The organism is Hydrogenophaga sp. L99 (assembly GCF_058731905.1).
In genome coordinates this window covers 1602195-1626962 of record NZ_CM178972.1, presented here as the reverse complement: position 1 = coordinate 1626962, position 24768 = coordinate 1602195, and the positions used below count along the sequence as shown (strand labels likewise).

Here is a 24768-nt window from a genome sequence, read left to right as displayed (position 1 = left end):
TGCAATGCTCCCTGCAGCAGGCCCTGTGGCGTGATGTGGTTTACGACAGCTTCTTCACCAACACCTGGCTCTTGCGGTCCCAGTTGTACTTGCGCTTGCGCGCTTCGGGCAGCCAGTCCGGGTTGACCTGCACAAAACCGCGCTTGATGAACCAGTGCATGGTGCGGGTGGTCAGCACGAAGATGCTTTGCAAGCCTTGTGCCTTCGCGCGGGTTTCGATGCGTTTGAGCAGGCGTTCGCCGTCGCCCTGGCTCTGCGTGTCGGGCGACACCGTGAGTGCCGCCATTTCGCCGGTGCGCGCTTCCGGGTACGGGTAGAGCGCGGCGCAGCCAAAGATCACGCCGTCGTGTTCGATGATGGTGTAGTAGCCCGCGTCGCGCTCGATCTCGGTGCGGTCGCGCTTGACCAGCGTGCCGTCTTTTTCAAACGGCTCGATCAGCGCCACGATGCCGCTCACGTCGTCCATGGTGGCTTCGCGCACGCTTTCCAGCTTCTCGTCCACCACCATGGTGCCAATACCGTCGTGGGTGTAAATCTCCAGCAGCAGCGCACCGTCCACCGCAAACGGCAAGATGTGGCTGCGGTCCACGCCACCTTCGCAGGCCCTGATGCAGTGCTGCAGGTAAAAAGCGGTGTCGGTGGGCTGGGTGGCAGCGGGCAGGGCGGCTAGCATGGTTTTGGCGGCGGCCAGCGGCAGTTCGGTGTCGATCTCGCTGGTCGGGTCGTTGGCGTCGAGCCGGATGCCGGGCACCTCGGTCAAAAACATCAGCTTGTCGGCCTGCAGCGCCATGGCCACCGAGGTGGCCACGTCTTCCATGGTCAGGTTGAAGGCCTCGCCCGTGGGCGAGAAGCCGAAGGGCGACAGCAGCACCAGCGCGCCCATGTCCAGCGTGCGCTGAATGCCTTCGGTGTCGATCTTGCGCACCAGGCCCGAGTGCTGAAAGTCCACGCCGTCCATCAGGCCCACGGGGCGCGCAGTCACGAAGTTGCCTGAAATCACCCGCACCGTGGCGCCCGCCATGGGTGTGTTGGGCAGGCCCTGGCTGAACGCCGCTTCAATTTCATAGCGCAGCTGGCCCGCAGCTTCCTGGGCGCAGTCCAGCGCCACCGAGTCGGTGATGCGCATGCCGTGTGAGTATTTGGGCGTGTGGCCCTTGGCGTGCAGTTGTTCGTTCACTTGCGGCCTGAAGCCGTGCACCAGCACGATTTCCACACCCATGCTCTGGATCAGCGCCAGGTCTTGCGCAATCAGGGGCAGCTTGCCCGCTGCGATGGCTTCACCCGACACGCCCACCACCACCGTGCTGCCGCGCAATTTGTGGATGTAGGGCGCCACCGAGCGAAACCAGGGCACAAAGGTGAAATTGAAGACGTTGGACATGTGGGCGGGCAGATCGGGCAGGCTGTCGGGCAGGGAATGGGGCGGGCGCGGATAATCACCGGTTGCCTGATTTTGACTGAAGTTGTGCCCTTGTCCTCTACGCCTTTGTTTATCGAATTTCCCGAGTCCTTGCCGGTCTCTGCGCGTCGCGTTGAGATTGAGGCGGCCATGCGCGAGCACCAGGTGGTCATCGTCTGCGGGGAAACCGGGTCTGGCAAAACCACGCAGCTGCCCAAGATCGCGCTGCAGATGGGGCGCGGCAAACTCAACGCCAAGCCGGGCCAGCGCCCGCAAATGATTGGCCACACCCAGCCTCGCCGCATTGCCGCCAGCAGCGTGGCCAAGCGCATCGCCGAAGAGCTGAAGACGCCACTGGGCGAGGTGGTGGGTTTCAAGGTGCGGTTTCAAGACCGGCTGAGCAAAGACGCATCCGTCAAGCTCATGACCGACGGCATTTTGCTGGCCGAGACGCAGACCGACCCCGACCTGCGCGCCTACGACACCATCATCATTGACGAGGCGCACGAGCGCTCCCTCAACATCGACTTTTTGCTGGGCTACCTGCGCCAGCTGCTGCCGCGCCGGCCCGACCTGAAGGTGGTGGTGACCTCGGCCACCATCGACGCCGACCGCTTTGCGCAGTACTTCGCGTCCAAACGCGGTCCCGCCCCGGTGATCCAGGTGTCTGGCCGCACCTTCCCGGTGGAAGTGCGTTACCGGCCGTTTGAAGAAAGCCGCGACTACGATTTGAACAACGCCATTGCCGACGGCGTGGACGAGCTTTGGCGCGGGCCGCAGGGTGGCGACATCCTGATATTCTTGCCCGGTGAGCGCGAAATCCGCGAAGCCACGGACCACCTGCGCAAGCACCTCAGCCACATCCCCACGCTGCGCAACGCCGAGGTGCTGCCGCTGTTTGCGCGCCTGTCGCAAGCCGAGCAGGACCGCATTTTTCAGGACCACAGTGGGCGGCGCATCGTGCTGTCCACCAACGTGGCCGAAACCTCGCTCACCGTGCCGGGTATCCGCTACGTGATCGACGCGGGCACCGCGCGCGTGAAGCGCTACAGCTTTCGCCAGAAGGTGGAGCAGCTGATGGTGGAACCCATCAGCCGCGCGGCGGCCAACCAACGCGCCGGGCGTTGCGGCCGCGTCGCCGACGGTATTTGTATCCGGCTCTACGACGAAGCCGGCTTCAACGGACGACCGGCCTTCACCGACCCTGAAATTTTGCGCAGCTCGCTGGCCGGTGTGATTCTGCGCATGAAGGCGCTGCGCCTGGGCGCCGTAGAAGAGTTTGCGTTCATTGAACCGCCACAAAAGCGCGCCATTGTGGACGGCTACCAACTGCTCTCCGAGCTGGGCGCGGTGGACGAGGCCAACGAACTCACAGCCATCGGCCAGACGCTCTCGCGCCTGCCGCTGGACCCGCGCGTGGGCCGCATGATTCTGGAGGCGCAGCAGCGCGGTGCGCTCGACGAGGTGATGGTGATCGCCTCTGCGCTCAGCGTGCAAGACGTGCGCGACCGGCCCATGGACAAACAGGCCCAGGCCGACCAGGCGCACGCCAAGTTCGACGACGAAAAGAGCGAATTCACCGGCACGCTCAAGCTCTGGAAGTGGCTGGACGACAGCAAGGGCGGCCACGGCAAAGACCACAAGCTCAGCCACCGGCAATACGAAAACCTGCTGCGCGAAAACTTCATCAACGTGCGGCGGGTGCGCGAATGGCGCGACATCCACACCCAACTGCACACCGTGGTGGCCGAACACAAGTGGTCCCTCAATACCCAGCCGGCCAGCTACGAGCAGCTGCACCTGGCCATGCTGTCGGGCCTGCTGGGCAACATTGGCCAGAAGAACGAGGCTGAGGACTGGTACCTGGGCGCACGCGGCATCAAGTTTTACCGCCACCCGGGCGCCAACCTGAGCAAGAAGCCCGGGCGCTGGATCGTGTGCGCCGAGCTGGTGGAAACCACGCGCCTGTTTGGGCGTGGCATCGCGTCCATTGAGCCGCAGTGGCTGGAGCAGGTCGGCCCGCACCTGATCAAAAAGCAGCTGCTCGACCCGCATTGGGAGAAGAAGGCCGCACAGGTCACGGCACTGGAGCGCGCCACGCTGTACGGCCTGGTGGTGTACCACAACCGCCGCACCGACTACGGCCGGGTCGACCCGGCGGGCGCGCGCGAGATTTTCATCCGCGAAGCGCTGGTGGCTGGTGAATGGGAGACGCGCCTGCCGTTTCTGGCCGCCAACCAGAAGCTGGTGAAGCAGGTGGCCGAGCTGGAACACAAGTCGCGTCGTCAGGACGTGCTGGTGGACGACGAGCTGATTTTTGCGTTTTACGACGCGCAGATTCCCGCCGAGGTGTGCAGCGGCGCCAGTTTTGAGCGCTGGTACAAAGACGCGCAGCGGCTCAACCCCAAGCTGTTGCTGCTGACCAAAGAAGAGCTGATGCGCCACGAGGCAGCCGGTATCACCACGCAGGCGTTTCCCAAAACGCTGCGCTTGGGTGGGGTGGACTGCGCCTGCACCTACCTGCACGAACCGGGTGATGCGCGCGATGGTCTGAGCGTGGCGGTGCCGATTTTTGCGCTCAACCAGGTGAGCGAAGACCGCTGCGATTGGCTGGTGCCCGGCATGCTGAAAGACAAGCTGCTGGCGCTGCTGAAAACCCTGCACCAGCGCCCGCGCTCGCGCCTGGTGCCCCTGCCGGCCACGGCCGAACGTTTTGCCACCGCGCTCACCGAGCCCGCGGTGTTTGGCGCCGGCAACCTGATGGATGCGCTGCTGAAGCTGGTGCGCGAAGCCACCCAGCTGGACATTGCGCGCAACGACATCAAGGTGGACATGCTCACGCCCCACCACTTCATGCACCTGCGCGTGGTGGACGAACACGGCCGCCAGCTGGGCCAGGGCCGCAGCTTGGCTGCGCTGAAGGCCGAGCTGGGCGGGCAGGCGCGTGGGGCGTTTCAGGCGCTGGCTTCGCTGAAGCTGGAGAGCTTGCGCCCGGCTCCGCCCGAGCCCAAGGCCGCCCCGGCACCCGCCGCTGCCAGCGGCGCCCGCCGTGTGGCCGCAGAGGCGCCCGCCGTGCCCGCCGCCAGTGCGGCTCAGCGCTACACCAGCTGGAGTTTTGGTGAATTGCCCGAGCTCATGGAGATCCGCAAAGGCGGGCAGACGCTGATCGGATTCCCGGCGCTCATGGACCTGGGCGACGCCGTGGCGATTGAGGTGTTTGACGAGCCTGAAGTGGCGATGGCGCGGCACCGGGAAGGCCTGCGCCGCCTGTTTGCGCTGCAGATCAAGGACGCGCTGAAATACCTGGAAAAGAACCTGCCCGGCCTGATGACCATGGCCACGGCCTACATGCAGGTGGGAAAAACCGAGAGCGGATCGGGCGGCGGCACGCTGGAAGAGCTGCGCAGCCAGATCATTGAACTCGCGTTGGACCGCGCCTTTTTGGCCGAACCGCTGCCCACCGACGAAGCGGCTTTCAAGAAACGGGTGGACGAGGGCCGCGGCCGGCTCACGCTGATTTCAACCGAGATTGCGCGCAACGCCGGGCTGATCTTGACCGAATACGCCGCCGCCGCGCGCAAGCTCAAAGACAGCCGCCCGCCCGCCGACGTGGCCACCGATGTGGCCCAGCAGCTGCAGCGCCTGGTGCCCAAGCGCTTTTTGCTGACCACGCCCTATGCGCAATTGCAGCACTTTCCCCGTTATCTGAAAGCGGTGCAGCTGCGGCTGGACAAGCTGCGCGCCGACCCGGCGCGCGACGCCGCCAAGCTGACTGAGTTGCGCCCGCAAGACCAACGCTTCTGGCGCTTGGTGGCCGAGCGCAAAGGCGTGCAAGACGCGCGCCTGCAAGAACTGCGCTGGCTGCTGGAGGAGCTGCGGGTGAGCTTTTTTGCACAAGAGCTGCGCACGCCCCAGCCGGTGAGCGTGAAGCGGCTGGACAAGGCCTGGTCTCAGCTCAACAGCTAGACCCGCAGCTTGTCCGCACCACGAAGCGGCGCGGGCCGCCTCAGGGTGCTCGGTACGCTCAGTCGGCCGCCAGCGCGACGCGGCCCTGGGTCACCTTCAGGTCGGTGTTGGCCTGCAGCCGTGCCAGCACGGCTTCTGCGTCTTCCCGGGTGGCCAGCTGGTTGATGCGCACTTCATGGCGACCATTTTTGGCCACCATCTCGGCGGGGTAACCAGCGGTTTGCAGGCGCACGCGCAAAGCGGCAGCCTCTGCCACGCTGGACGACAAGCCTGCCACCGTGCGCCAGCGCCCACCCTGCAGCAAGATGCCGCTGCCCGGTTGCATTTCGGCCTGGCCAATGAACTTCGCCAGCTGATCGGGCGTGGCCTGGCCGGCGGGCTTTTCGGGCTGACCGGTGAAGACCACCCAGAAAGCACCGGGCTTGTCCAGGGTGATGTCGGGTTTCGCCTCGCGCTCCACGGCCACGCTGCCGTCAAACACACACACGGCATCGTGTTCGGCGTCGGTCATGCTCCAGAAGTCGGTGCCGCGAATGCCCACGGTAGCGGTGGCCAGTTGCAGGTTCAGCTCGCGCTTGTGGCCCAGCGCCTTGCTGGTGTAGTCGGTTGCGTATCGAAACACGCCGGTGATCAAGCGCAAGCTGGACTTGATTTCAGACGGACCGGCGGTGCCCTGTTGCTTGGCCACCATGGTTTCAATGTGAAACTGGGTTTGCTCGCCCAGCTTGATCACCGAGCGGTCGGGCAGGCGCAGCAGCATGCGTGCGCCGTCTGCGGTCACGGCCTTGTCGTTGTCCCGCAGCAGCTGGCCTGGCTGGGCCGGGCGGCGCTGGCCCTGGCGCTCCACCCAGGCGGGCAGTTGCACCGCTTCCACCACCGTGTTGGCAGCCGCTGCATGGCTGGGTTGACCCAGACCCCAGGCGATGGCGGCCAGGATCAGTGTCGACGCGCCGCGGGCGATCCAGCTTTTTCGAAGCCCATTCGTGCTCTGGACAGTGGGGCGAACGGTGACAGAAGCGCGGTTGTTTGGGTTGATGAACATGCGGTACCTCAATAAAAACGGAGTGACAGGCGGTTTATCGGCAGCCTGTGGCCACATTGAAGGTACGCACCGAGACAATCGTTGGATTCAGCGGTTGACGGCAAATGGCGTGAATCCTCCGCTTTCATCGCGTTTGTAGTGAAGTAAGTCACCAATCTGCTCACTTGGCGGCTGGAAAGGGTGTTGTGGGCAGGGGTTACCCCGCCGTGCCGCTGTCCTATTTTTGAGTTGGGTTGACAGCACGCCAGTGCTTGCGTTTCACTGTGGAGGCCATTGGGTTTGGCCGCTGTCGATCAATGAGGAGCAACGCATGGACCGTCGTGACTTTGTGGAGAGTTGTGCTTTGGGCGCTGGCGCGCTGGCGGCCACCCTGGCAGGGCAGGCCTGGGCGGCGGACGCCAAGCCTCGCGCGTATGGCCGGGTGTTGCTCACCGATGAGATGGGCCAGCCCATCAAGGCCTCGCGCCTGCGGGCGCAGACCAACTATGTTTTCCATTACCCGTTTGAAGCCACGCCGGTGTTTTTGCTCGACCTGGGCAAGCCGGCGCTGGCCACCAGCCTGCGCACGCGGGAGCAGCAGGCTTACCAGTGGCCTGGTGGGGTGGGCCCGGCGCGCAGCCTGGTGGCGTTTTCGGCCATTTGCGCGCACAAGCTGGTGTATCCCACCAAAGACCTGAGTTTCATCAGCTTTCGCAAAGGTGCTGCGGTCAACCCCCAGACACCCAGCAAAGGCAGTGACTTGATTCATTGCTGCGCCGACCACAGCCAGTACGACCCGGCGCGTGGTGCGCAGGTGCTGGGTGGCCCGGCAGAACAGCCGCTCTGTGCGGTGCTGCTGGAACACGACCCCAAGGCCGACACCCTCACAGCCACGGGCACCTTGGGTGGTGAGCTGTTTGACGACTTTTTCAAAAAGTACGAAATGAAACTGAGCCTGGAAGCGGGCCCACGCGCCAAACAAGCGGTGGTGGGCCGCAGCATGGTGCGTGAGCTGGACAGTTTTTGCCGCAACGCCGTGCGCTGCTGAGCTGCGGGTTCAGTGGCTCACAAGCGGGCGAGCCGCTTGAGCGCCTCGCGCAGCGTGTCGTCCTGCTTGGCGAAGCAAAAGCGCACCACTTTTTGATCAAAACCGTTGCCGTAAAACGCCGACAGCGGAATGGCCGCCACACCCATTTCACGCGTAAGCCACTGGCAAAACTCGGCCTCGGGCAGGTCGCGCTCGGGCACCGCCAGGCCAGAGATGTCCACGCACTGGAAATAGGTGCCGGCGCCCGGTAGCAACTTGAAGCGGGTGCTGGCCAGCCCGCTGCGAAACAGGTCGCGTTTGCGCTGGTAGAAAGCCGGCAGGTTCAAATACGGCGCCGGGTCGGCCATGTAGGCGGCCAGCGCGTGTTGCATGGGCGTGTTCACGGTAAACACATTGAACTGGTGCACCTTGCGAAACTCGGTGGTGAGTGTGGCCGGCGCCACCACGGTGCCCACCTTCCAGCCGGTCACATGGTAGGTTTTGCCAAAGCTGCTGATGATGAATGCGCGCGCAGCCAGGCCGGGGAATCGCGCCGCGCTTTGGTGCTGCTGGCCGTCGAACACCATGTGCTCGTACACCTCGTCGCTGATCAGCAAAATGTCGGTGGGCGCCAGCAGGTCTTGCAGCTGGAGCATGTCGGCCTCGCTCCACACCTGGCCGCTGGGGTTGTGCGGGCTGTTGATGAGGATGGCGCGGGTGCGCGGCGTGATGGCCGCGCTGATACGTTCAAAGTCGGGCCGGAAGCTGCCGGGTGTGAGCGGCACACGCACCACCACGCCGCCGGCCAGCTCGATGTTGGGCACATAGCTGTCGTAGCAAGGCTCCAGCACGATCACCTCGTCGCCCGGGTGCACCACCGCCAAGATGGTGGTGAGGATGGCCTGGGTGGCACCTGCGGTCACGGTGATTTCCGTGTTCGGGTCACAGGCCAAGCCGTAAAGCGCCTGCATTTTGGCGGCCATGGCCTGGCGCAGGGCGGGCACGCCGGGCATGGGCGGATACTGGTTATGGCCGGCCTGCATGGCCTGCGTCACAGCATTCACCAGCGCCGGGTCGCAGTCAAAGTCAGGGAAACCCTGCCCCAGGTTGACCGCACCGGTTTCGGCCGCCAGCGCCGACATGACGGTGAAGATGGTGGTGCCTACTTTGGGCAGCCGCGAGGTGAGGGCGGGGGTGTGGGGCAATGGAGATGGCATATCAATGTCCGGAGATCAAGGTAGCCCCAGCCAGAACACCGCCGAACGGGCTTCGCCAGGCCGCAGGTGTTGCCCCCTGGGGGGTGAAGGCCGTCAGGCCGGCGCGGGGGGAGTCACAGTTCATAGTCATCGGGTGTGCCGCTCATGGCGCGCAAGATCGAATCACGCGTCAGGCGGTTGCTCAACAACTCGGCAAAGCGCAGCACGAAATGGCGCAAATAGGTGCCGCGCTTGAAGGCCACGCGCGCCAGGTTGTGGCCAAACAACTGCGCGGCGGGGCGCGCCACCAGGTCGGGCGTCTGGTTGTCGCCGCTCATGGCCATTTCGGCCACGATGCCCACGCCCATGCCGAGCTTCACATAGGTCTTGATCACGTCCGAGTCGATGGCTTCCAGCACCACGTTGGGCTGCAGGTGGCGCAAGGCAAAGGCCTGGTCAATGCGGGTGCGGCCGGTGAAGCTGGGGTGGTAGGTGATGAGCGGCACCTGGGCCAGGTCTTCCAGCGTGATGCGCTCACGCGCCAGCAGCGGGTGGTCAAACGGGAACACCAGCACGTGTTGCCATTCGTAGCAGGGCAGGGTTACGAGTTCGGGGTAGTTCACCAGCGACTCGGTGGCCACGCCGATTTCTGCCACTTCTTCCATCAGCATTTTGGCCACCTGGTCGGGCGAGCCCTGGTGCAGGCTGATACCGACCTTGGGGTAAGCCTGGCGCAGCGCGGCCACTGGTCCGGGCAGCACATAGCGGGCCTGCGTGTGGGTGGTGGCAATCGACAGCGTGCCACTGTCTTGGGCCGAATACTGCTCGCCAATGCGCTTGAGGTTGTTCACCTCGCGCAAGATGATTTCAATGCTTTTGAGCACCTGCGCGCCAGGCTCGGTGACGCGTTTGATGCGCTTGCCGTGGCGGGCAAAGATCTCGATGCCCAGTTCGTCTTCCAGCTCGATGATGGCCTTGGACACCCCGGGCTGCGAGGTGTGCAGGGCTTTGGCCGCTTCGGTCAGGTTCAGGTTGCGGCGCACCGCTTCCTGCACAAAACGGAACTGGTGCAGGTTCATGTGGCCTCTTCAAGGGCTATGGTGGCCAGCAGCGCAGTCAGGCGCGGGTCTTCGCCGGCGGCAGGCAGTTGTTCAAACCGCACGCCGGGGTGGGCCTGGGCCAACTCGGCCATGAGCACTGGCAGGTCTTCGCGGGCGTGCTTGCCCATGCCAAAAAACAGCGGCAGCACGCGCACACGGCTCACGCCTTGCGCCACCATCTGGCGCGCAGCGGTGGCCATGTCGGGCTCGCACAGTTCCAGGTAGGCGCACGACACCCGGGCAGCGGGGTCGCTGCGCTCAATTTGCTGCGCCACCGACTCCACCGGCAAGCGCCACAGCGGGTCGCGCGAACCATGGGCAAAAACAATCACACCAAGCATGTTGAACCTATCGTCGAAGCACCAGCCAGCCAAAGGCGCCCAGTGAAAAAACCGAATAAATGAGGGACGGCGACGCCGCAGCCAGCCAGGGTTGCCACTGGTTGAGGTTGCCGATGTAGCCGAACACGTTGTTGAGCAGGAAAAAACTGATGCCGATCAAAACACCGCCAAACACATAGCCGGTGATGCTGCCCGAGCGGAAATGCAGGTAGGCAAAGGGCAGGGCCAACACCACCATGACTAGGCAACTCAGGGGATAAAACACTTTGCGCCAGAACTCGATTTCGTAGCGCTGGGCGGTCTGGTTGTTGGCTTCCAGGTGGCGAATGTAGGCAAACAGGTCGGCGGTGCGCATGCGCTCGGGTTTGAGCAGCGCCACCGACACCATTTCGGTGCTGATGCTGCTGGGCCAACGGAAGGTGTCCAGCTTGCTGCGGGTGATGCGCGCCGAAGCCAGCCCGGCGGTGTCGAATTCGCGCCGCTCCACCTGCATCAGTGTCCACGACTCGTCGGTTTCGATTTGTCCCGCCTTGGCCTGCACGGTGGACACCAGAAAGCCCTGGTTGTCGAACTCGAAAATACGCACATCGCCCAATTCACCTTGCGGCGAAAGCGAGCCCACATTGACCGAAAAATTGCTGTAGGCCTGCCGCTCTTTCAGCCAGGCGCCGGTTTGGCCCAGGCTGATGCGGCCCTGGTAAGAGGCCTTGAGCAACTGGGCCGTTTTGTCGGCCAACGGCGCCACGTAGTCGCCAATGGCAAACGTCAAGGCGACAAAGATGGTGCCCAGACCCAGCAAGGTGCGCAGCGCCCGCCAGGGGCCTAGGCCACTGGTGCGCAGAATGGTGTATTCCGAACCCTGCGCCAGCCGCGCCAGCACAAAAACCGAGCCAATCAGCACGGCAATGGGCATGAGTTCGTAGACCCGGCTCGGCATCAGCAGCAGCACGTAAAGCAAGGCGTGGCGAATTTCGTAGACCAGGTTGGCGTCCAGCGGAGACACACGACCCAGCGCGGGCAATTCTTCGACAAAGTCGAAGAAAAAGAACAGCGACAGAAACGCCAGGAGCACAAAGCCCACAGCCACAAAAATTTCTCCGTAGATCAGGCGGCGAATGGTCTTCATGCGCGAGCCTCCTGGGCACGCTGACCCTTGTCTCGCCAGGTGAGGAGCCAGTCTCGCAGGGTCAGGTTGTTGTGCCGCTTGGCCAGCCACAAGAGGGCCAGCACAAACACTGCGCCATGCAGCATGACCATGAATAGGCCCAAACCGACAAAACCTTTGGACACCCAGCTTTGGCCCAGATTGAGCAGGTTGTAATAAAACACGAACGCAAACAAGGTGAAGAACAGGTTGCCACCGCGCCCCGCGCGGGGGTTACCCGCCGTGGTCGCGAGTGCAATCAGCACAAAATTGAAGGCCGTCAAGGCCATGCCAACACGCCACCCCAACTCACCCAGATTGGCCTGGCTGGGGTTGCGAATCAGCTCCCAGCTGGGGCGCGCCTTCAGCCCTTGCGCGCTGCCGACCACCGTCTCGCCTTCACCCACGAGGGTGCCATATTCTTCAAACTCGCTCACGCGCAGACTGCTTTGGTCAGCAGCAATTTCAAGTCGCTGCCCGTTGTTGAGCATCAGCACCTGCTGTTCGTCAATCCATTCGATGCGACCCGAGCGCGCCGAGGTGATGGTTTCGCGGCCGTCATCTTCCTTGCTGGAAATGAAGATGTTGCGGCCCTCGGTGCCGTCGGCGGTGTCTTTGTCAATAAAGAACACGCGGCGACCGCTGGACGATTCCTGGAACTGCCCGGGCGCAATGCGTTCCAGGTCGCCACGTTTCTGGAAACGGCTGCGCAGTTCCTCGGTTTGCTGATTGGCCCAGGGCCATACAAAAAACACCATCAAGGAAATGACCAGCAAGATCGGCCAGGCGAAGCGCATCACAGGGGCCATAAACCCCCCCAGCGAACGCCCGCTGGCAAACCAGATGATCATTTCGCTGTCGCGGTACATACGCGAGAGCGTGAACACGATGGCAATGAACAGCGCCAGCGTCAGGATGGTGGGCATGCGCCCGAGCACGGTGTAACCCAGCACCAGCATGATTTCTTCGGGGTTGACGCTGCCACGCGAGGCCAGACCCAGCGTGCGAATCAGCAGCATGGTCAGCACGATGGTGAACAGCACCACCAGCGTGGCCCCGAAGCTGCGGGCCAGCTCTTTGCGAATGGAAGAATGGAATAACATTGAATGACAACAGGAAAACGCAATTATGGACTTCGAACTTAAATCCCTCTCGCCCGAACAAGCCGCCGCCATGGCTGCCGATGCCTTGCTGGTGCTGGTGCCCGATGCCCTGTCGGCCACGCCGCTGGCGGGTGCTCTGGCCACCCTCACGTCGGAAGCGGCCAGCAAGGGGGACCTGGAAGCCGGCCTGGGCAAAACGCTGTCTTGTTACCGTGTGCCAGGCATCAAGGCGAGCCGCGTGGTGCTGGTGCGTGCGGGCAACGGCTCAGCCGCTGCGGTGCTCAAGGCCGTCGCGGCCGGTTTGGCTTCGCTCAAACAGCCCAACATCAAGAAACTCGGTCTCGTGCTGAGCCTGCTGGACAACGACAACGGTGCGGTGCGTGCGGCGGTGCAAGCTTGTGCAGACGCCAGCTACACCTACACCACCACCAAGCCATCAGCCAAGGCGCGCGCGCTGCAACAGGTGGTGGTGGCGGTGGCCGATGCGTCGGCGGTTCAAGCGGCTTTTGATGCCGGCAAGGCCATGGTGACTGGCGTTGAGTTCGCCAAAGAATGGGCCAACCGCCCGGCCAACCACGCCACGCCCAGCATGCTGGCCGACGCCGCTCGCAAGATCGGGCGCAAGCCGGGCATGAAGACCGAGGTGCTGGGCCCCAAAGAGGTGGCCGCTTTGGGCATGGGTGCGTTCATGTCGGTGGCCCGGGGTTCGGTGGAGCCCCTGCGCTTCATCGTCATGCACTACACCGGTGCGGCAAAGTCCAGCGCGCCGGTGGTGCTGGTGGGCAAGGGCATCACGTTTGACACGGGCGGAATTTCCATCAAACCCGCTGCCGAAATGGACGAAATGAAGTTCGACATGGGTGGTGCGGCCAGTGTGCTCGGCACTTTTGCCGCGCTGGCCGAGCTGCAACCAGCCATCAACGTGGTGGGACTGATCCCCAGCTGCGAAAACATGCCCGACGGCCAGGCCGTGAAGCCCGGCGATGTGGTGACCAGCATGAGCGGGCAGACCATTGAAATTCTCAACACCGACGCCGAAGGTCGGCTGATCTTGTGTGATGCGCTCACCTACGCGGCCCGTTTCAAGCCCCGCAGCGTGGTGGACATCGCCACCCTGACTGGCGCCTGTGTGATTGCCCTGGGCGCCGTGCGCTCAGGTCTGTTCTCAGCGCACGACGACATCGCTGCAGCCCTGCAACAAGCCGGTGAAAGTGCGCTGGACCCTTGCTGGCGCATGCCCCTGGACGATGAGTACGCCGAAGGTCTCAAGTCCAATTTTGCCGACATGGGCAACGTGGCCGGGCGCGCCGGCGGCTCCATCACTGCCGCCAAATTTTTGCAGAAGTTCACAGCCGATCTGCCCTGGGCACACCTGGACATTGCCGGCACGGCCTGGAAAAGTGGCGCCGCCAAAGGCTCCACCGGTCGACCTGTGCCGCTGCTGTTGCAATACCTGCTGGACGAAGCGGCGCGGCCAGCGCCAGAAGCCAGCCACGAGCCCAAGAAAAAAGCCACCAAGCGCGCACGCAAGGCCTGAGCGGCTGGGACATTGGATACATCCAACATGACCGAGGTGGCTTTTCATTTCAATGCGCCTGACAAGCAAAGCTACGCTTGCCGCTTGTTGCGCAAGGGCTACCTGAAAGGTGCCCGGTTGGTGGTGCGTACCGATGCCCAGGCGCTGTCTGCACTGGACACCGCCTTATGGACCTTTGCCCAGGGTGAGTTCATTCCGCATGGCTGTGAAGGCGATCCGCCGATGGTGCTCCAGCGCTCGCCCGTTCAGCTGTACAGCGAACTCCCTGAAAGCCTGGAGGGCATCGAGTCCGCTGTCTTGGTGAATCTGAGCACCAGCTTGCCACCTGGGTACGCGCGCTTTGGGCGGGTGATTGAGGTGGTGACACAGGACGAGGACGACCGCTTGCAGGCTCGCGAACGTTGGCGAGCTTACAAACAGAGCGGTATTGAACCGGTTCGGCACGATCTGCAACTGGCCCCGCAGGACTGATGGAGACCGGGCTTGGCCTGCGTGTGTAGCGCATCGAACAGGTCTCGCACGGCATGCGTGGCGCTAATGAGGCATTCTTTGGTGTGATCGACCTGCGGGCAAACCCTTGAACACCCCCGCAGTTCCTGGTCGTTGCTGCAATAAAGTGATTTTTTAGAGTATCTTTATGAATGTGGAGAAAAAAGTTCCCTCCGCATTCCAACTTTCATTCCTTCCCGAGGATAACTATGCACCTGAACATGAAACTGGCCGTGATCGCAGCGGCTGTCGCTTTGGCCGCTTGCGGTAAAAAAGAAGAGGCTGCACCTGCTGCTGCTCCAGCTGCGGCACCCGCCGCTGTTGAAGCCCAAGTCATTAAGATTGGTCACGTCGGTCCCACCAGCGGTGGCATTGCTCACCTCGGCAAGGACAACGAAAACGGCGCCAAGATGGCCATCGAAGAGCTGAACGCAGCGGGCCTGATGATCGACGGCAAGCCCACCACGTTTGAGCTGCTGGCTGAAGACGACGCTGGCGACCCCAAGCAGGGCACCGCTGCCGCCACCAAGCTGGTCGATGCCAAGGTCGCAGGCGTGATTGGTCACCTGAACTCGGGTACCACCATTCCCGCTTCGCAGATCTACAACGACGCTGGCATTCCCCAGATTTCCCCCTCGGCCACCAACCCCAAGTACACCCGCCAGGGTTATGCGGGCGTGTTCCGCATGGTGGCTGACGACGTGCACCTGGGCGGCACGCTGGGTAAATACGCTGTGGAAACGCTGACCGCCAAAACCGTGGCCGTCATCGACGACCGCACCGCGTACGGCCAGGGCGTGGCTGACGAGTTCGAAAAAGGCGTGATCGCAGCGGGCGGCACCGTGGTGGGTCGTGAATTCACCAACGACAAAGCCACCGACTTCAACGCCATCCTGACCACCCTGAAGGCCAAGAAGCCTGACGTCGTGTTCTTCGGCGGTATGGACGCTGTGGCCGGCCCCATGCTCAAGCAAATGAAAGCGCTCGGCATCAACGCCAAGTTCATGGGTGGCGACGGCATCTGCTCCAGCGAGCTGCCCAAGCTGGCTGGCGACGGCATGGCCGACGACCAGGTGTACTGCGCTGAAGCCGGTGGTGTGGAAGGCGAGCAGAAAGCCGGCATGGACAAGTTCCGTGAAGACTTCAAAGCCAAGTTTGGCGCTGACGTTCAGGTGTACGCACCCTACGTTTATGACGCTGTGAAAGTCATGGCCAACGCCATGGTGACCGCCAACTCTGCCGACCCAGCCAAGTACCTGCCAGCCCTGAAAGCCACGGACTACAAAGGCGTGACCGGCAACATCGCTTTTGACGAAAAAGGCGACATCAAAAACGGCGCCCTGACGCTGATGACCTATAAGGCCGGTGCACGCACCACATTGGCCGTCATTCGCTGATTGCCGCCCTTGTGCTGTCAGCCCCGCAAGGTCTGACAGCCAGCCAAGAACCACCTTCGGGTGGTTTTTTGCATTTAGTCGGGTGATGTGAAGCTGATTACCAAGACCGAAACAAATTAAAGACTTACCGCATTTCTTTTTCTGCTCGATTGGTGAATCGTAGAGCACAAGACCGTCCTGGTGCAGCTCAGGAGGACGCTACTTCGTACACCTCTGCTCTTTACTGTCTGCGCTGATCTCCCTGTTTGAAGGAAACACCCCAGAAAGGCTCTCGCTGGTCTCGCCCTGGTAGCAAGGCAATAAATCGACGGGGACTTTGGCTCTGAAGTAGTAGATGTCGCTGCGCCTGTGCAGGGGAGTGTCTGAACATCTCATCGTCTTTCGTGAGAGACAGTCTATCGATGGTGTACCAGGCTGGTGTACCACTCAGAAACGAAAAAGCCCTTGAATCGCAACTATCCGTTTAGATTCAAGGGCTTACGTCATTTTTGGCGGAGAGGGCGGGATTCGAACCCGCGGTGGGGATAAACCCACACACGCTTTCCAGGCGTGCGACTTAAACCACTCATCCACCTCTCCAGGCAGCCCTGCATTGTAGCAGGCGCCGCGGCTGATTTTTAAGGCGCTCGGTTGTGTGCCACCCAGAAATGATCGTTTTCAGTGCACAGAGGGGCCATCGGCTGCCTTCTGCCATGCGTGCTGCCGCAGCACGTCCAGCGCAACATGTTCCAGCGCCTTTTCGTGGGTGCTGTTCAGAACCACCGGCGGTGCCACACCTGCCTGGAGGGCTTCGAGCCAGCGCAGCACGCACAGGCACCATCGGTCGCCGGGCTTCAGTCCAGCAAAGCGCCACTCGGGCCGGGGCGTCATCAGGTCGTTGCCTCGGCTGAGCGAATAATCCAGAAAGGCTTGGGTGACACGGGCGCACACCACGTGTGTGCCCAGGTCGCTTTCGTCGGTGCGGCAGCAGCCATCGCGAAAATACCCGGTCAGGGGGTCGTAGGAGCAGGGCAGCAGCTCTTCGCCCAAAACATTGCGGCTCATGGTTCTTGTGCGCCAGGTATTCAGCTGGGTTTTCCGGTGCCAATCATCTTCATGGCCGAGGTGATCAGGGCAGAGACTTCGGTCATGTTGCTGGGCACGATGAGTGTGGTGTTGGAATCTGCGGCCACTTTGCCGTAGGCGTCCACCGCGCGTTCAGCCACTTTCAGTTGCACGGCCATTTCGCCGCCCGGTTGCCGAATGGCGGCCGCCACCCGTTCGATGGCCATGGCGGTGGCATTGGCCACTTCGGTGATCGCGGCGGCTTCGCCTTGGGCGTTGTTGATGGCAGCTTGTTTTTCACCTTCAGATCGGGCAATGAACGCCTCGCGTTCGCCGGTGGCGATGTTGATCTGCTCTTGGCGGCGGCCTTCGGACGCTGCGATCAGCGCGCGCTTTTCGCGTTCGGCGGTGATCTGGGCCTGCATGGCGTGCAGGATTTCCTTGGGCGGGGTTAGGTCCTTGATTTCGTAGCGGAGCACCTTCACACCCCAGTTCAGAGCGGCTTCGTCAATCGCCTGCACCACTTGTGCGTTGATGATGTCGCGCTCTTCGAAGGTCTTGTCGAGTTCAAGTTTGCCGATCACGGAACGCAGCGACGTTTGGGCCAGTTGCGTGACCGCCATGATGTAGTTGGACGAGCCGTAGCTGGCGCGCATGGGGTCCGTGACCTGAAAGTACAGAATGCCGTCGACCTGCAGTTGGGTGTTGTCGCGCGTGATGCAAACCTGACTGGGCACATCCAGCGGAATTTCCTTCAGGCTGTGCTTGTAGGCCACCCTGTCGATGAAGGGCACGAGGAAATTGAGCCCGGGCGCCAGTGAGCCGTGGTACTTGCCCAGGCGCTCAATCACCCAGGAGTTTTGCTGGGGCACGACCTTGATGGATCGGGTGATGAAGATCGCTGCAATAACAAACAGGAGAACGGCAAGTTCCATGGTGTGGGGGCTCTTTTTAGAGGTTGGTAAAAGGGCAGGGTAGTCGAGTTTCGTGACTGTGGGTGGGAACTGCGTTGGGGGTCAGACCTTTTCGACCACCAGGCGGTTCCCCAGCAGTTCAATGACGCGGTGAGCGCCGGGCTCGTTTGCGTTGCCGGGGCGCTGGACCACGCTCCACTGCGCGCCACGGTATTTCACGCTGGCCGTGCCATCGGCCAACCATTCGTCTATCTGAATGATTTCACCCACATCCAGGTTGACGCTGCGCATGGCGCGCACCGACGGGTCTGCGGGGTTGCGCTTTTTGCGGATGTACCAGCCGACCACCGCGGCTGAGCCCACCACAGCAGCGCAGACCAGCTGCACCGCCGTGCCAGCGCCGGCATGGGCAGCCAGGGCGGCAGCGGCCATGCCCACAGCCAGCATCAGCAGGTAAAACGTGCCCGTGAAAAGCTCCAGCGCCACAGCCGAGCCAGCCAGCAGCCACCAGAGTGTTGAATCAGACATACATCAGCCTTCCTATGGAACGAAAATAAGCGGACGCCACGAAAAAAACCCGTGGGTTGATATGTCAGGCTTGCGCCACATTCTGCGACAAAAGCCTGCCCGCACCGGGAGTGGCCTGCTGATTTCCGTACACTTCGCGCCTGCTTTGCCGCTTTTGGCTGCGTTGTGTTTTTTGCCCGCCCTTTTTTCTCACCTGAGTGCCCCTAGCAAGGCTGGAGATTGCCATGAAATTTCGCTTCCCCATCGTCATCATTGACGAGGACTTCCGCTCTGAAAATACCTCGGGTCTGGGCATTCGGGCGCTCGCGCAAGCCATTGAAACCGAGGGTTTTGAGGTGGTGGGCGTCACCAGTTACGGCGACCTCTCCCAGTTTGCCCAGCAGCAGTCGCGCGCCAGTGCGTTTATTTTGTCGATCGACGACGAGGAGTTCAGCCACGGCCCCGATCTGGACCCGGTGGTGCTGAATTTGCGCAAGTTTATTGAAGAGGTGCGCTGGAAAAACGCCGACGTGCCGATCTATATCTACGGCGAAACCAAAACCAGCCGCCACCTGCCCAACGACATCTTGCGCGAACTGCATGGCTTCATCCACATGTTTGAGGACACGCCCGAGTTTGTGGCGCGCCACATCATCCGTGAAGCCAAGAGCTACCTGGAAGGGATTCAGCCGCCGTTCTTCAAAGCGCTGCTGGACTACGCCGAAGACGGCTCGTATTCCTGGCACTGCCCTGGCCACTCGGGTGGCGTCGCGTTTTTGAAGAGCCCGGTGGGCCAGATGTTTCACCAGTTTTTTGGTGAAAACATGTTGCGCGCCGACGTGTGCAACGCGGTCGAAGAGCTCGGCCAGCTGCTCGACCACAACGGCGCCATCGGCGCCTCCGAGCGCAATGCGGCGCGCATCTTCAATGCCGACCACTGCTTCTTCGTGACCAACGGCACCAGCACCAGCAACAAGATGGTGTGGCACCACACCGTGGCGCCAGGTGACGTGGTGGTGGTGGATCGAAATTGCCACAAGTCCATCCTGCACAGCATCATCATGACGGGTGCCATCCCTGTCTTTCTGAAGCCCACGCGCAACCACTACGGAATCATCGGGCCGATCCCGCAGAGTGAGTTCGAGATCGAGTCCATCAAGGCCAAGATCCGGGCCAACCCGCTGTTGGCCGGTGTGGATGCCGACGCGGTCAAGCCGCGCGTGCTCACGCTGACGCAGTCCACCTACGACGGTGTGCTTTACAACACCGAGGCCATCAAGGAAATGCTGGACGGCTATGTGGCCAACCTGCATTTTGATGAGGCCTGGCTGCCCCACGCGGCGTTTCACCCGTTTTACGGCAACTTCCACGCCATGGGCAAAAAGCGGGTGCGTCCGAAGGAGTCGGTGGTGTACGCCACGCAGTCCATTCACAAACTGCTGGCTGGTATCAGCCAGGCCAGCCATGTGTTGGTGCAAGACTCACAAAACGTGAAACTGGACCGCCACCTCTTCAACGAGGCTTACCTGATGCACACCAGCACCAGCCCGCAGTACGCCATCATCGCCAGCTGCGACGTGGCTGCCGCCATGATGGAGCCACCCGGTGGCCGCGCCCTGGTGGAAGAAAGCATCATGGAAGCGCTGAACTTTCGCCGTGCCATGCGCAAAGTGGAGGCCGAGTTTGGTGAAGACGACTGGTGGTTCCAGGTGTGGGGCCCTGAGACGCTGGAAGAAGAGGGCATGGGCGAGGCCAGCGACTGGGTGCTCAACCGCAAACCCGACTGGCAACCGACCGACAACGACTGGCACGGTTTTGGCGACATGGCGCCGGGCTTCAACATGCTGGACCCGATCAAGGCCACCATCGTTACCCCAGGTCTGAATCTGGACGGCCAGTTTGCTGAAACCGGCATTCCGGCCTCCATCGTGACCAAATTTCTCGCCGAGCACGGCGTGGTCGTGGAGAAAACAGGCCTCTACAGCTTCTTCATCCTGTTCACCATCGGCATCACCAAGGGCCGCTGGAACACGCTGCTGACCGCCTTGCAGCAGTTCAAGGACGACTACGCCAAGAACCAGCCCATGTGGCGCATCCTGCCGGAGTTCTGCCAGAAGTACCCGCGCTACGAGCAGATGGGTCTGCGCGATCTGTGCCAGCACGTGCACACGCTGTACGCCAAGTACGACATTGCGCGGCTCACGACCGAGATGTACCTGAGCGATCTGACGCCAGCCATGAAGCCCACCGACGCGTTTGCGCACATTGCGCAGCGCACCACCGAGCGCGTGCCGATCGACGAACTGGAGGGTCGCATCACCACCAGTCTGGTCACGCCTTACCCGCCGGGTATCCCACTGTTGATCCCCGGTGAGGTGTTCAACAAGAAGATCGTGGACTACCTCAAGTTTGCGCGGGAGTTCAACGCCCAGTGCCCAGGCTTCGAGACCGACATCCACGGCCTGGTCGAGGTGAAGGACGAAGAAGGCCGCAAGCGCTACTTTGCCGATTGCGTGAAAGCGGGGTAACCTGTCAGATTCTTACCTGCACTGAAAGGAGTTTGAATGTTTCCTGAATACCGCGACCTGATCACCCAACTCAAGGGCCACGACCACCACTTCACCCGCCTGTTTGACAAGCACAACGCGCTGGACCAGACCATCAAAAACATGGAAGCTGGTATTGAAGCTGGTTCACAGTTTCAAATTGAGCAGTTGAAGAAGGAAAAGCTGCTGCTCAAAGACGAGTTGTACGAGATCTTGCGCAAAGCGAGTGCCTGACGCTGGTTGACGTGATCCCGAGGCCCCTGACGTGACCCACCGGTCGCTTCAGGGGCTTTTTTTCGTCTTCAGCGCCGGCGGGCGAGGGCGGTCAGCCGTCACGGCTGGCGGGGTGTTGGGACGATTTCGGGTGTGAGCGTGTTCATGTCGTCGCGCACGCGCACGAAGCTGGCAAAACGGGGCAGGCCGCTGGCGTGCAGGCCGCGAAAACGGTAGGTTACCCAGGCACCCACTGCCGGCGGGTTGTGCCGCTGTGCATCGGTCAAGCCAGACCCCAGCCGAAACTGGCGGCCATCGGGTGTTTGCACCTGCAGCGCACCCAGGCTGTTGGCGTATTTGCCTTGGCCGGGCAGGTGGCCCGTCACCCGCGCTTCTGCGTCCTCGTGGGTCTTGACTTTCAGCAAGTCGTCGCTGCGCACCGCGCGGTACAGCGCGTCGCCCCGGTGAAGCATCAGGCCCTCGCCACCGTCGCGCACCATGCGGTCCAGCCGTTTCATCAGCTCGGCGTGGGTGCTGACTTTTTCTTGCTGCACCGCTTGCACCCAGGGCTGTGACAACTGGCCCACCAGTTGCTGGTAGGCGCTGATGCGCTGGGTGAAGGTGCCCGTGTGCGCAGGCAGGTCAAACACCATGAATCGGATGCCGCGCCAACCCTCTTCGTTGGGTGTTTGCTGGCGCACGGTGGACAGCGCTTGTTCAAACCGGCCGCGACCAGCCCACAGCTCGCCGTCCATGGGAACCGCGGGCCACCCAGCGGTGAACCAGCTGGGTGCCTGCACGGTCTGACCGCCACGGGTCAGCAAGCGCTGGCCGTCCCAGTAGCCGCGAAGACCGTCGTATTTTTCGCTGAGCCAGTAGGCTTCAAGCGGGGTGCCCAGCCGGTACACGTCCGAGAGCATGAGCGCTGGCGGCTGGTTGGGGTTGGCCCACGCCGCAGCCAGGGGCCAGCCAAGCCCCAGTGCCAACCCAGCGATCAGCAGGCGGCGCCTGCTGGAAGAGATTGGCGCAGCCACGAGAACGTTCATGGCTGCGTTCAACGTGGGGTTCAGGCGACCGCGTCGCTGTCTCGGCTCACGCCTGCGGTGTGGCTGAAGCCACCGTCCACGTAGGTGATTTCTGCCGTGACACCGCCAGCCAGGTCGGACATCAGGAACGCGGCCACGTTGCCCACGTCTTCAATCGTTACGTTGCGGCGCAGCGGCGACGCGCTGGCCACCATGCCGAGCAGCTTGCCAAAGTCTTTGATGCCGCTTGCAGCCAGGGTTTTGATGGGGCCGGCGCTGATACCGTTGACGCGCATGCCCTTGGGGCCGAGCGACTCAGCCAGGTAACGCACCGACGCTTCCAGACTCGCTTTGGCCAGGCCCATGGTGTTGTAGTTGGGCACCGTGCGCAGGGCGCCTAGGTACGTCAGGGTCAGCAGGGCCGACTTGTTGTTCAGCATGGGCAACGCAGCCTTGGCCATGGCCGGGAAGCTGTAGGCACTGATGTCGTGGGCGATGCGAAAGCTCTCGCGCGAAAGACCGTCCAGGAAGTCACCGGCAATGGCTTCGCGCGGTGCGAAACCGATGCTGTGTACAAAGCCGTCAAATTGTGGCCAGACCAGCGAGAGGTCAGCGAACATTTTTTCGATCTGCTCGTCAGAACCCACGTCGCAATCAAAGATCAGTTTCGAATCGAAGTCGGCAGCGAATTCGGTGATGCGGTCCTTGAAACGCTCACCCACATAGCTGAACGCCAGTTCGGCGCCCTGCTGGTGGCAGGCCTTGGCGATGCCATAGGCGATCGAGCGGTTGGACAGTACGCCCGTGATCAGCAATTTTTTGCCTGCGAGAAAACCCATTGTTCAATCTCCAAAGAAAATTCCAGCAGAATTGTCGCATGCGCATTACCCGCCACTTCCTTCGCTACCGGACCACCTTGGCGGTCGCTGCGTGGCTGGTCATGGCATGCCCTGCGGCATGGGCAGCCCACGGCTACGCACTGTGGGGCGACCTGAAGTACCCGGCCGGTTTTTCCCACTTTGAATATGTAAACCCCGCTGCGCCCAAAGGCGGTGACCTGAAGCTGGTGAGCAACCTGCGGGTGTCCACCTTCGATAAATACAACCCGTTTACCCTGCGGGGCAGCGCGCCGGCCTACCTGTCCAACCTGATGTTTGACACCCTGCTGGTGGGGGCGCTGGACGAAACCGGTGCCGGTTACGGCTTGCTGGCCGAAGATGTGGCGGCGGCCCCAGACGGCTTGTCGGTCACGTTCCGGTTGCGTAGCGCTGCGCGCTTTCACAACGGCGATCCGGTGCTGGCCGCAGACGTGAAACACAGTTTCGACACCCTCATGGGCCCGCATACGTCGCCGGCTTTCAAAACCATTCTGGAAGACGTGGCCGGGCTGGACGTGATCGACGAGCGCACGGTGCGCTACCGTTTCAAAAAGCCCAACCGCGAACTGCCCCTGACGGTGGGTGGCCTGCCGGTGTTCAGTCGGGCCTGGGGCAATGCCATCGACCCCAAAACGGGCCAGCGCAAGACCTTTGACCAGGTGGTGATGGACCCACCCATTGGCAGCGGGCCCTACAAAATAGGCCCGGTGCAGTTTGGCAAAGACATCACCTATGTGCGCGACCCGGCCTACTGGGCACGCGACCTGCCGGTGCGCCGTGGCAGCGCCAATTTCGACCGCATCCTGGTCAAAATTTACAAAGACAACACCGCCAAACTGGAAGCGCTGAAGGCGGGCGAGTTTGACTTGATGCGTTTCTTTTCGGCCGGAGACTGGGCGCGCCGTGTCAACGGCAAACGGTTTGATAGCGGTGAGCTGGTGAAGGCCGAGCTCAAGCACCGCCTGCCCACGGGTTTTCAAAGCTATGTGCTGAACACGCGCCGTGCCCCGCTGACCGATGTCCGCGTGCGCGAGGCGCTGGGTCTGGCTATGGACTACGAGTGGATGAACCGCCAGATGTTCTACAACGCTTACCAGCGTGTGCAGGGCTTGTTTGGTAACACCGACTGCTCGCCTACGGGCACGCCCGGCACGGACGAACTGGCGCTGATGGCGCCCTGGCGAAATCAACTGCCGCCGGCCGCTTTTGGACCCATGCTGGTGCCGCCGCGCACCGATGGCGCCAGCTCGCTGCGCGGCAATCTGCGGCGCGCGCAGGCCTTGCTGCGCGAAGCGGGCTGGACGGTGCAGGGCGGTCAGCTGCGCAACGCCCGGGGCGAGGCCATGGTGCTTGAGTACCTGGACAGCAACGAAACCGGCGCCCGTGTGGTCACGCCTTGGGCGCGCAACCTGGAAAAGCTGGGCATTGAACTCAAGTTTCGTCCGGTCGACTTTGCCCTGTACCAGCAACGCTTGCGCACCTTTGACTTCGACATCATCTCCATTGCTTACGGCGGCACCCACAACCCAGGCGCGGAATACGCCGATCTGTTTGGCAGCCAGGCGGCCAAAACGGAAGACTCTGGCAACTTCGCCGGTGTGGCCAGCCCGGCGGTGGACGCGCTCATTGCCCGCATGTCGAATGCGCCATCGAAACCCGAGTTTTTAGCCGCCTGCCGAGCGCTGGACCGCGTCATTAGCCACAGCCATTACCTGGTGCCGCAGTGGTCGGCCACCACCCACCGCATGGTGTACAACGCCTGGCGGCTCGCCCGACCCGCTGAGATGCCGCCCTACGCAGCCGGTGAAACCTGGGCCATCGACACGTGGTGGGCCAAATGAGGCCCCGCTCTGCGCTGCGCGCATCAATCTCCAAGGGGGCAACATCTGCGGCCCGGCAAAGCCCGTTGCGCGATGTTCTG

Annotated in this window: 20 protein-coding genes and 1 tRNA gene; 8 read left to right on the top strand and 13 right to left on the bottom strand. The window is 62.3% G+C overall.

Features of this window, described 5'->3' with window-relative positions; translation table 11 throughout:
- Positions 1 to 40: 40 nt before the first annotated feature.
- Positions 41 to 1381, bottom strand: a complete 1341-nt coding sequence (gene argA, locus AC4QBL_RS07660) for an amino-acid N-acetyltransferase (RefSeq protein WP_472901498.1) — start codon at positions 1379 to 1381, stop codon at positions 41 to 43.
- Positions 1382 to 1471: 90 nt separating this feature from the next.
- Between argA and hrpA the strand changes: the two genes are divergently transcribed.
- The gene (gene hrpA / locus AC4QBL_RS07655) at positions 1472 to 5365 is read left to right on the top strand and encodes an ATP-dependent RNA helicase HrpA (protein WP_472907473.1); all 3894 of its coding nucleotides are present in this window, start codon (positions 1472 to 1474) and stop codon (positions 5363 to 5365) included.
- Positions 5366 to 5423: 58 nt separating this feature from the next.
- On the opposite strand, the gene AC4QBL_RS07650 is transcribed toward hrpA, so the two are convergent.
- A complete protein-coding gene (locus tag AC4QBL_RS07650; protein WP_472901499.1) occupies positions 5424 to 6407 on the bottom strand; it encodes a FecR domain-containing protein in 984 nt (327 codons plus the stop codon).
- 310 nt (positions 6408 to 6717) lie between these two features.
- Here AC4QBL_RS07650 and AC4QBL_RS07645 point away from each other — a divergent pair, with 310 nt between their 5' ends.
- A complete protein-coding gene (locus AC4QBL_RS07645) occupies positions 6718 to 7434 on the top strand; it encodes a twin-arginine translocation signal domain-containing protein (protein WP_472901500.1) in 717 nt (238 codons plus the stop codon).
- Positions 7435 to 7451: 17 nt separating this feature from the next.
- Here the strand turns inward: AC4QBL_RS07645 and AC4QBL_RS07640 are convergent, their stop codons facing one another.
- From AC4QBL_RS07640 to lptF, 5 genes are all read right to left on the bottom strand, one after another.
- The gene (locus AC4QBL_RS07640) at positions 7452 to 8630 is read right to left on the bottom strand and encodes a pyridoxal phosphate-dependent aminotransferase (RefSeq protein ID WP_472901501.1); all 1179 of its coding nucleotides are present in this window, start codon (positions 8628 to 8630) and stop codon (positions 7452 to 7454) included.
- A 113-nt stretch (positions 8631 to 8743) separates the two neighbouring features.
- Entirely contained in the window at positions 8744 to 9688 is a 945-nt protein-coding gene (locus AC4QBL_RS07635) for a CysB family HTH-type transcriptional regulator (RefSeq protein WP_472901502.1), read from the bottom strand.
- Entirely contained in the window at positions 9685 to 10050 is a 366-nt protein-coding gene (locus AC4QBL_RS07630) for a sirohydrochlorin chelatase (RefSeq protein ID WP_472901503.1), read from the bottom strand. Before AC4QBL_RS07630 ends, AC4QBL_RS07635 begins: the two co-directional genes overlap by 4 nt.
- A 7-nt stretch (positions 10051 to 10057) precedes the next feature.
- The gene (lptG, locus tag AC4QBL_RS07625) at positions 10058 to 11176 is read right to left on the bottom strand and encodes an LPS export ABC transporter permease LptG (protein WP_472901504.1); all 1119 of its coding nucleotides are present in this window, start codon (positions 11174 to 11176) and stop codon (positions 10058 to 10060) included.
- Positions 11173 to 12297 carry an LPS export ABC transporter permease LptF gene (lptF, locus tag AC4QBL_RS07620; RefSeq protein ID WP_472901505.1) on the bottom strand — a complete coding sequence of 375 codons (1125 nt, stop codon included), beginning with the start codon at positions 12295 to 12297 and terminating at the stop codon, positions 11173 to 11175. The genes lptG and lptF overlap by 4 nt, the downstream gene beginning before the upstream one ends.
- Positions 12298 to 12322: 25 nt before the next feature.
- On the opposite strand from lptF, the gene AC4QBL_RS07615 reads away from it, so the two are divergent.
- The 3 genes from AC4QBL_RS07615 (at position 12323) to AC4QBL_RS07605 (ending at position 15720) form a co-directional block, all read left to right on the top strand.
- Positions 12323 to 13834 (top strand): leucyl aminopeptidase, encoded by a 1512-nt coding sequence (locus tag AC4QBL_RS07615; protein WP_472901506.1) that lies wholly within the window; start codon positions 12323 to 12325, stop codon positions 13832 to 13834.
- A gap of 27 nt (positions 13835 to 13861) precedes the next feature.
- Positions 13862 to 14305: a DNA polymerase III subunit chi gene (locus AC4QBL_RS07610; protein WP_472901507.1), complete on the top strand. Its 444-nt coding sequence runs from the start codon at positions 13862 to 13864 to the stop codon at positions 14303 to 14305.
- A gap of 227 nt (positions 14306 to 14532) precedes the next feature.
- Complete coding sequence (locus AC4QBL_RS07605) at positions 14533 to 15720, top strand: branched-chain amino acid ABC transporter substrate-binding protein (protein WP_472907472.1); 1188 nt, start codon at positions 14533 to 14535, stop codon at positions 15718 to 15720.
- A gap of 489 nt (positions 15721 to 16209) precedes the next feature.
- Here AC4QBL_RS07605 and AC4QBL_RS07600 read toward each other — a convergent pair.
- From AC4QBL_RS07600 to AC4QBL_RS07585, 4 genes are all read right to left on the bottom strand, one after another.
- Positions 16210 to 16299: transfer RNA gene (locus AC4QBL_RS07600), tRNA-Ser, on the bottom strand.
- 78 nt (positions 16300 to 16377) lie between these two features.
- Positions 16378 to 16764, bottom strand: coding sequence for a DUF2237 family protein (locus tag AC4QBL_RS07595; RefSeq protein ID WP_472907471.1), 387 nt, complete (start codon positions 16762 to 16764; stop codon positions 16378 to 16380).
- A 20-nt stretch (positions 16765 to 16784) separates the two neighbouring features.
- The gene (locus tag AC4QBL_RS07590) at positions 16785 to 17699 is read right to left on the bottom strand and encodes an SPFH domain-containing protein (protein ID WP_472901510.1); all 915 of its coding nucleotides are present in this window, start codon (positions 17697 to 17699) and stop codon (positions 16785 to 16787) included.
- 81 nt (positions 17700 to 17780) lie between these two features.
- Positions 17781 to 18206 (bottom strand): NfeD family protein, encoded by a 426-nt coding sequence (locus tag AC4QBL_RS07585; protein WP_472907470.1) that lies wholly within the window; start codon positions 18204 to 18206, stop codon positions 17781 to 17783.
- A 224-nt stretch (positions 18207 to 18430) separates the two neighbouring features.
- On the opposite strand from AC4QBL_RS07585, the gene AC4QBL_RS07580 reads away from it, so the two are divergent.
- The gene (locus tag AC4QBL_RS07580) at positions 18431 to 20713 is read left to right on the top strand and encodes an Orn/Lys/Arg family decarboxylase (RefSeq protein ID WP_472907469.1); all 2283 of its coding nucleotides are present in this window, start codon (positions 18431 to 18433) and stop codon (positions 20711 to 20713) included.
- Positions 20714 to 20749: 36 nt separating this feature from the next.
- A complete protein-coding gene (locus AC4QBL_RS07575; protein ID WP_472901513.1) occupies positions 20750 to 20965 on the top strand; it encodes an HP1242/YdcH family protein in 216 nt (71 codons plus the stop codon).
- 98 nt (positions 20966 to 21063) lie between these two features.
- On the opposite strand, the gene AC4QBL_RS07570 is transcribed toward AC4QBL_RS07575, so the two are convergent.
- Positions 21064 to 21990, bottom strand: coding sequence for a DNA ligase (locus tag AC4QBL_RS07570; protein WP_472907468.1), 927 nt, complete (start codon positions 21988 to 21990; stop codon positions 21064 to 21066).
- 20 nt (positions 21991 to 22010) lie between these two features.
- Positions 22011 to 22808, bottom strand: coding sequence for an enoyl-ACP reductase FabI (gene fabI, locus AC4QBL_RS07565; RefSeq protein WP_472907467.1), 798 nt, complete (start codon positions 22806 to 22808; stop codon positions 22011 to 22013).
- A gap of 38 nt (positions 22809 to 22846) precedes the next feature.
- On the opposite strand from fabI, the gene AC4QBL_RS07560 reads away from it, so the two are divergent.
- The gene (locus AC4QBL_RS07560; protein ID WP_472907466.1) at positions 22847 to 24688 is read left to right on the top strand and encodes an extracellular solute-binding protein; all 1842 of its coding nucleotides are present in this window, start codon (positions 22847 to 22849) and stop codon (positions 24686 to 24688) included.
- Positions 24689 to 24768 lie beyond the last annotated feature (80 nt).

What these genes read in the sequence shown, in the direction of transcription:
- AC4QBL_RS07575 (WP_472901513.1), top strand. Translation starts at nt 20,750, where the DNA reads ATGTTTCCTGAATACCGCGACCTGATCACCCAACTCAAGGGCCACGAC.
- AC4QBL_RS07570 (WP_472907468.1), bottom strand. Translation starts at nt 21,990, where the DNA reads ATGAACGTTCTCGTGGCTGCGCCAATCTCTTCCAGCAGGCGCCGCCTG.
- lptG (WP_472901504.1), bottom strand. Translation starts at nt 11,176, where the DNA reads ATGAAGACCATTCGCCGCCTGATCTACGGAGAAATTTTTGTGGCTGTG.
- fabI (WP_472907467.1), bottom strand. Translation starts at nt 22,808, where the DNA reads ATGGGTTTTCTCGCAGGCAAAAAATTGCTGATCACGGGCGTACTGTCC.
- AC4QBL_RS07615 (WP_472901506.1), top strand. Translation starts at nt 12,323, where the DNA reads ATGGACTTCGAACTTAAATCCCTCTCGCCCGAACAAGCCGCCGCCATG.
- lptF (WP_472901505.1), bottom strand. Translation starts at nt 12,297, where the DNA reads ATGTTATTCCATTCTTCCATTCGCAAAGAGCTGGCCCGCAGCTTCGGG.
- AC4QBL_RS07585 (WP_472907470.1), bottom strand. Translation starts at nt 18,206, where the DNA reads ATGTCTGATTCAACACTCTGGTGGCTGCTGGCTGGCTCGGCTGTGGCG.
- AC4QBL_RS07590 (WP_472901510.1), bottom strand. Translation starts at nt 17,699, where the DNA reads ATGGAACTTGCCGTTCTCCTGTTTGTTATTGCAGCGATCTTCATCACC.
- AC4QBL_RS07610 (WP_472901507.1), top strand. Translation starts at nt 13,862, where the DNA reads ATGACCGAGGTGGCTTTTCATTTCAATGCGCCTGACAAGCAAAGCTAC.
- argA (WP_472901498.1), bottom strand. Translation starts at nt 1,381, where the DNA reads ATGTCCAACGTCTTCAATTTCACCTTTGTGCCCTGGTTTCGCTCGGTG.
- AC4QBL_RS07580 (WP_472907469.1), top strand. Translation starts at nt 18,431, where the DNA reads ATGAAATTTCGCTTCCCCATCGTCATCATTGACGAGGACTTCCGCTCT.
- AC4QBL_RS07645 (WP_472901500.1), top strand. Translation starts at nt 6,718, where the DNA reads ATGGACCGTCGTGACTTTGTGGAGAGTTGTGCTTTGGGCGCTGGCGCG.
- AC4QBL_RS07560 (WP_472907466.1), top strand. Translation starts at nt 22,847, where the DNA reads ATGCGCATTACCCGCCACTTCCTTCGCTACCGGACCACCTTGGCGGTC.
- AC4QBL_RS07605 (WP_472907472.1), top strand. Translation starts at nt 14,533, where the DNA reads ATGCACCTGAACATGAAACTGGCCGTGATCGCAGCGGCTGTCGCTTTG.
- AC4QBL_RS07640 (WP_472901501.1), bottom strand. Translation starts at nt 8,630, where the DNA reads ATGCCATCTCCATTGCCCCACACCCCCGCCCTCACCTCGCGGCTGCCC.
- AC4QBL_RS07630 (WP_472901503.1), bottom strand. Translation starts at nt 10,050, where the DNA reads ATGCTTGGTGTGATTGTTTTTGCCCATGGTTCGCGCGACCCGCTGTGG.
- AC4QBL_RS07635 (WP_472901502.1), bottom strand. Translation starts at nt 9,688, where the DNA reads ATGAACCTGCACCAGTTCCGTTTTGTGCAGGAAGCGGTGCGCCGCAAC.
- AC4QBL_RS07595 (WP_472907471.1), bottom strand. Translation starts at nt 16,764, where the DNA reads ATGAGCCGCAATGTTTTGGGCGAAGAGCTGCTGCCCTGCTCCTACGAC.
- AC4QBL_RS07650 (WP_472901499.1), bottom strand. Translation starts at nt 6,407, where the DNA reads ATGTTCATCAACCCAAACAACCGCGCTTCTGTCACCGTTCGCCCCACT.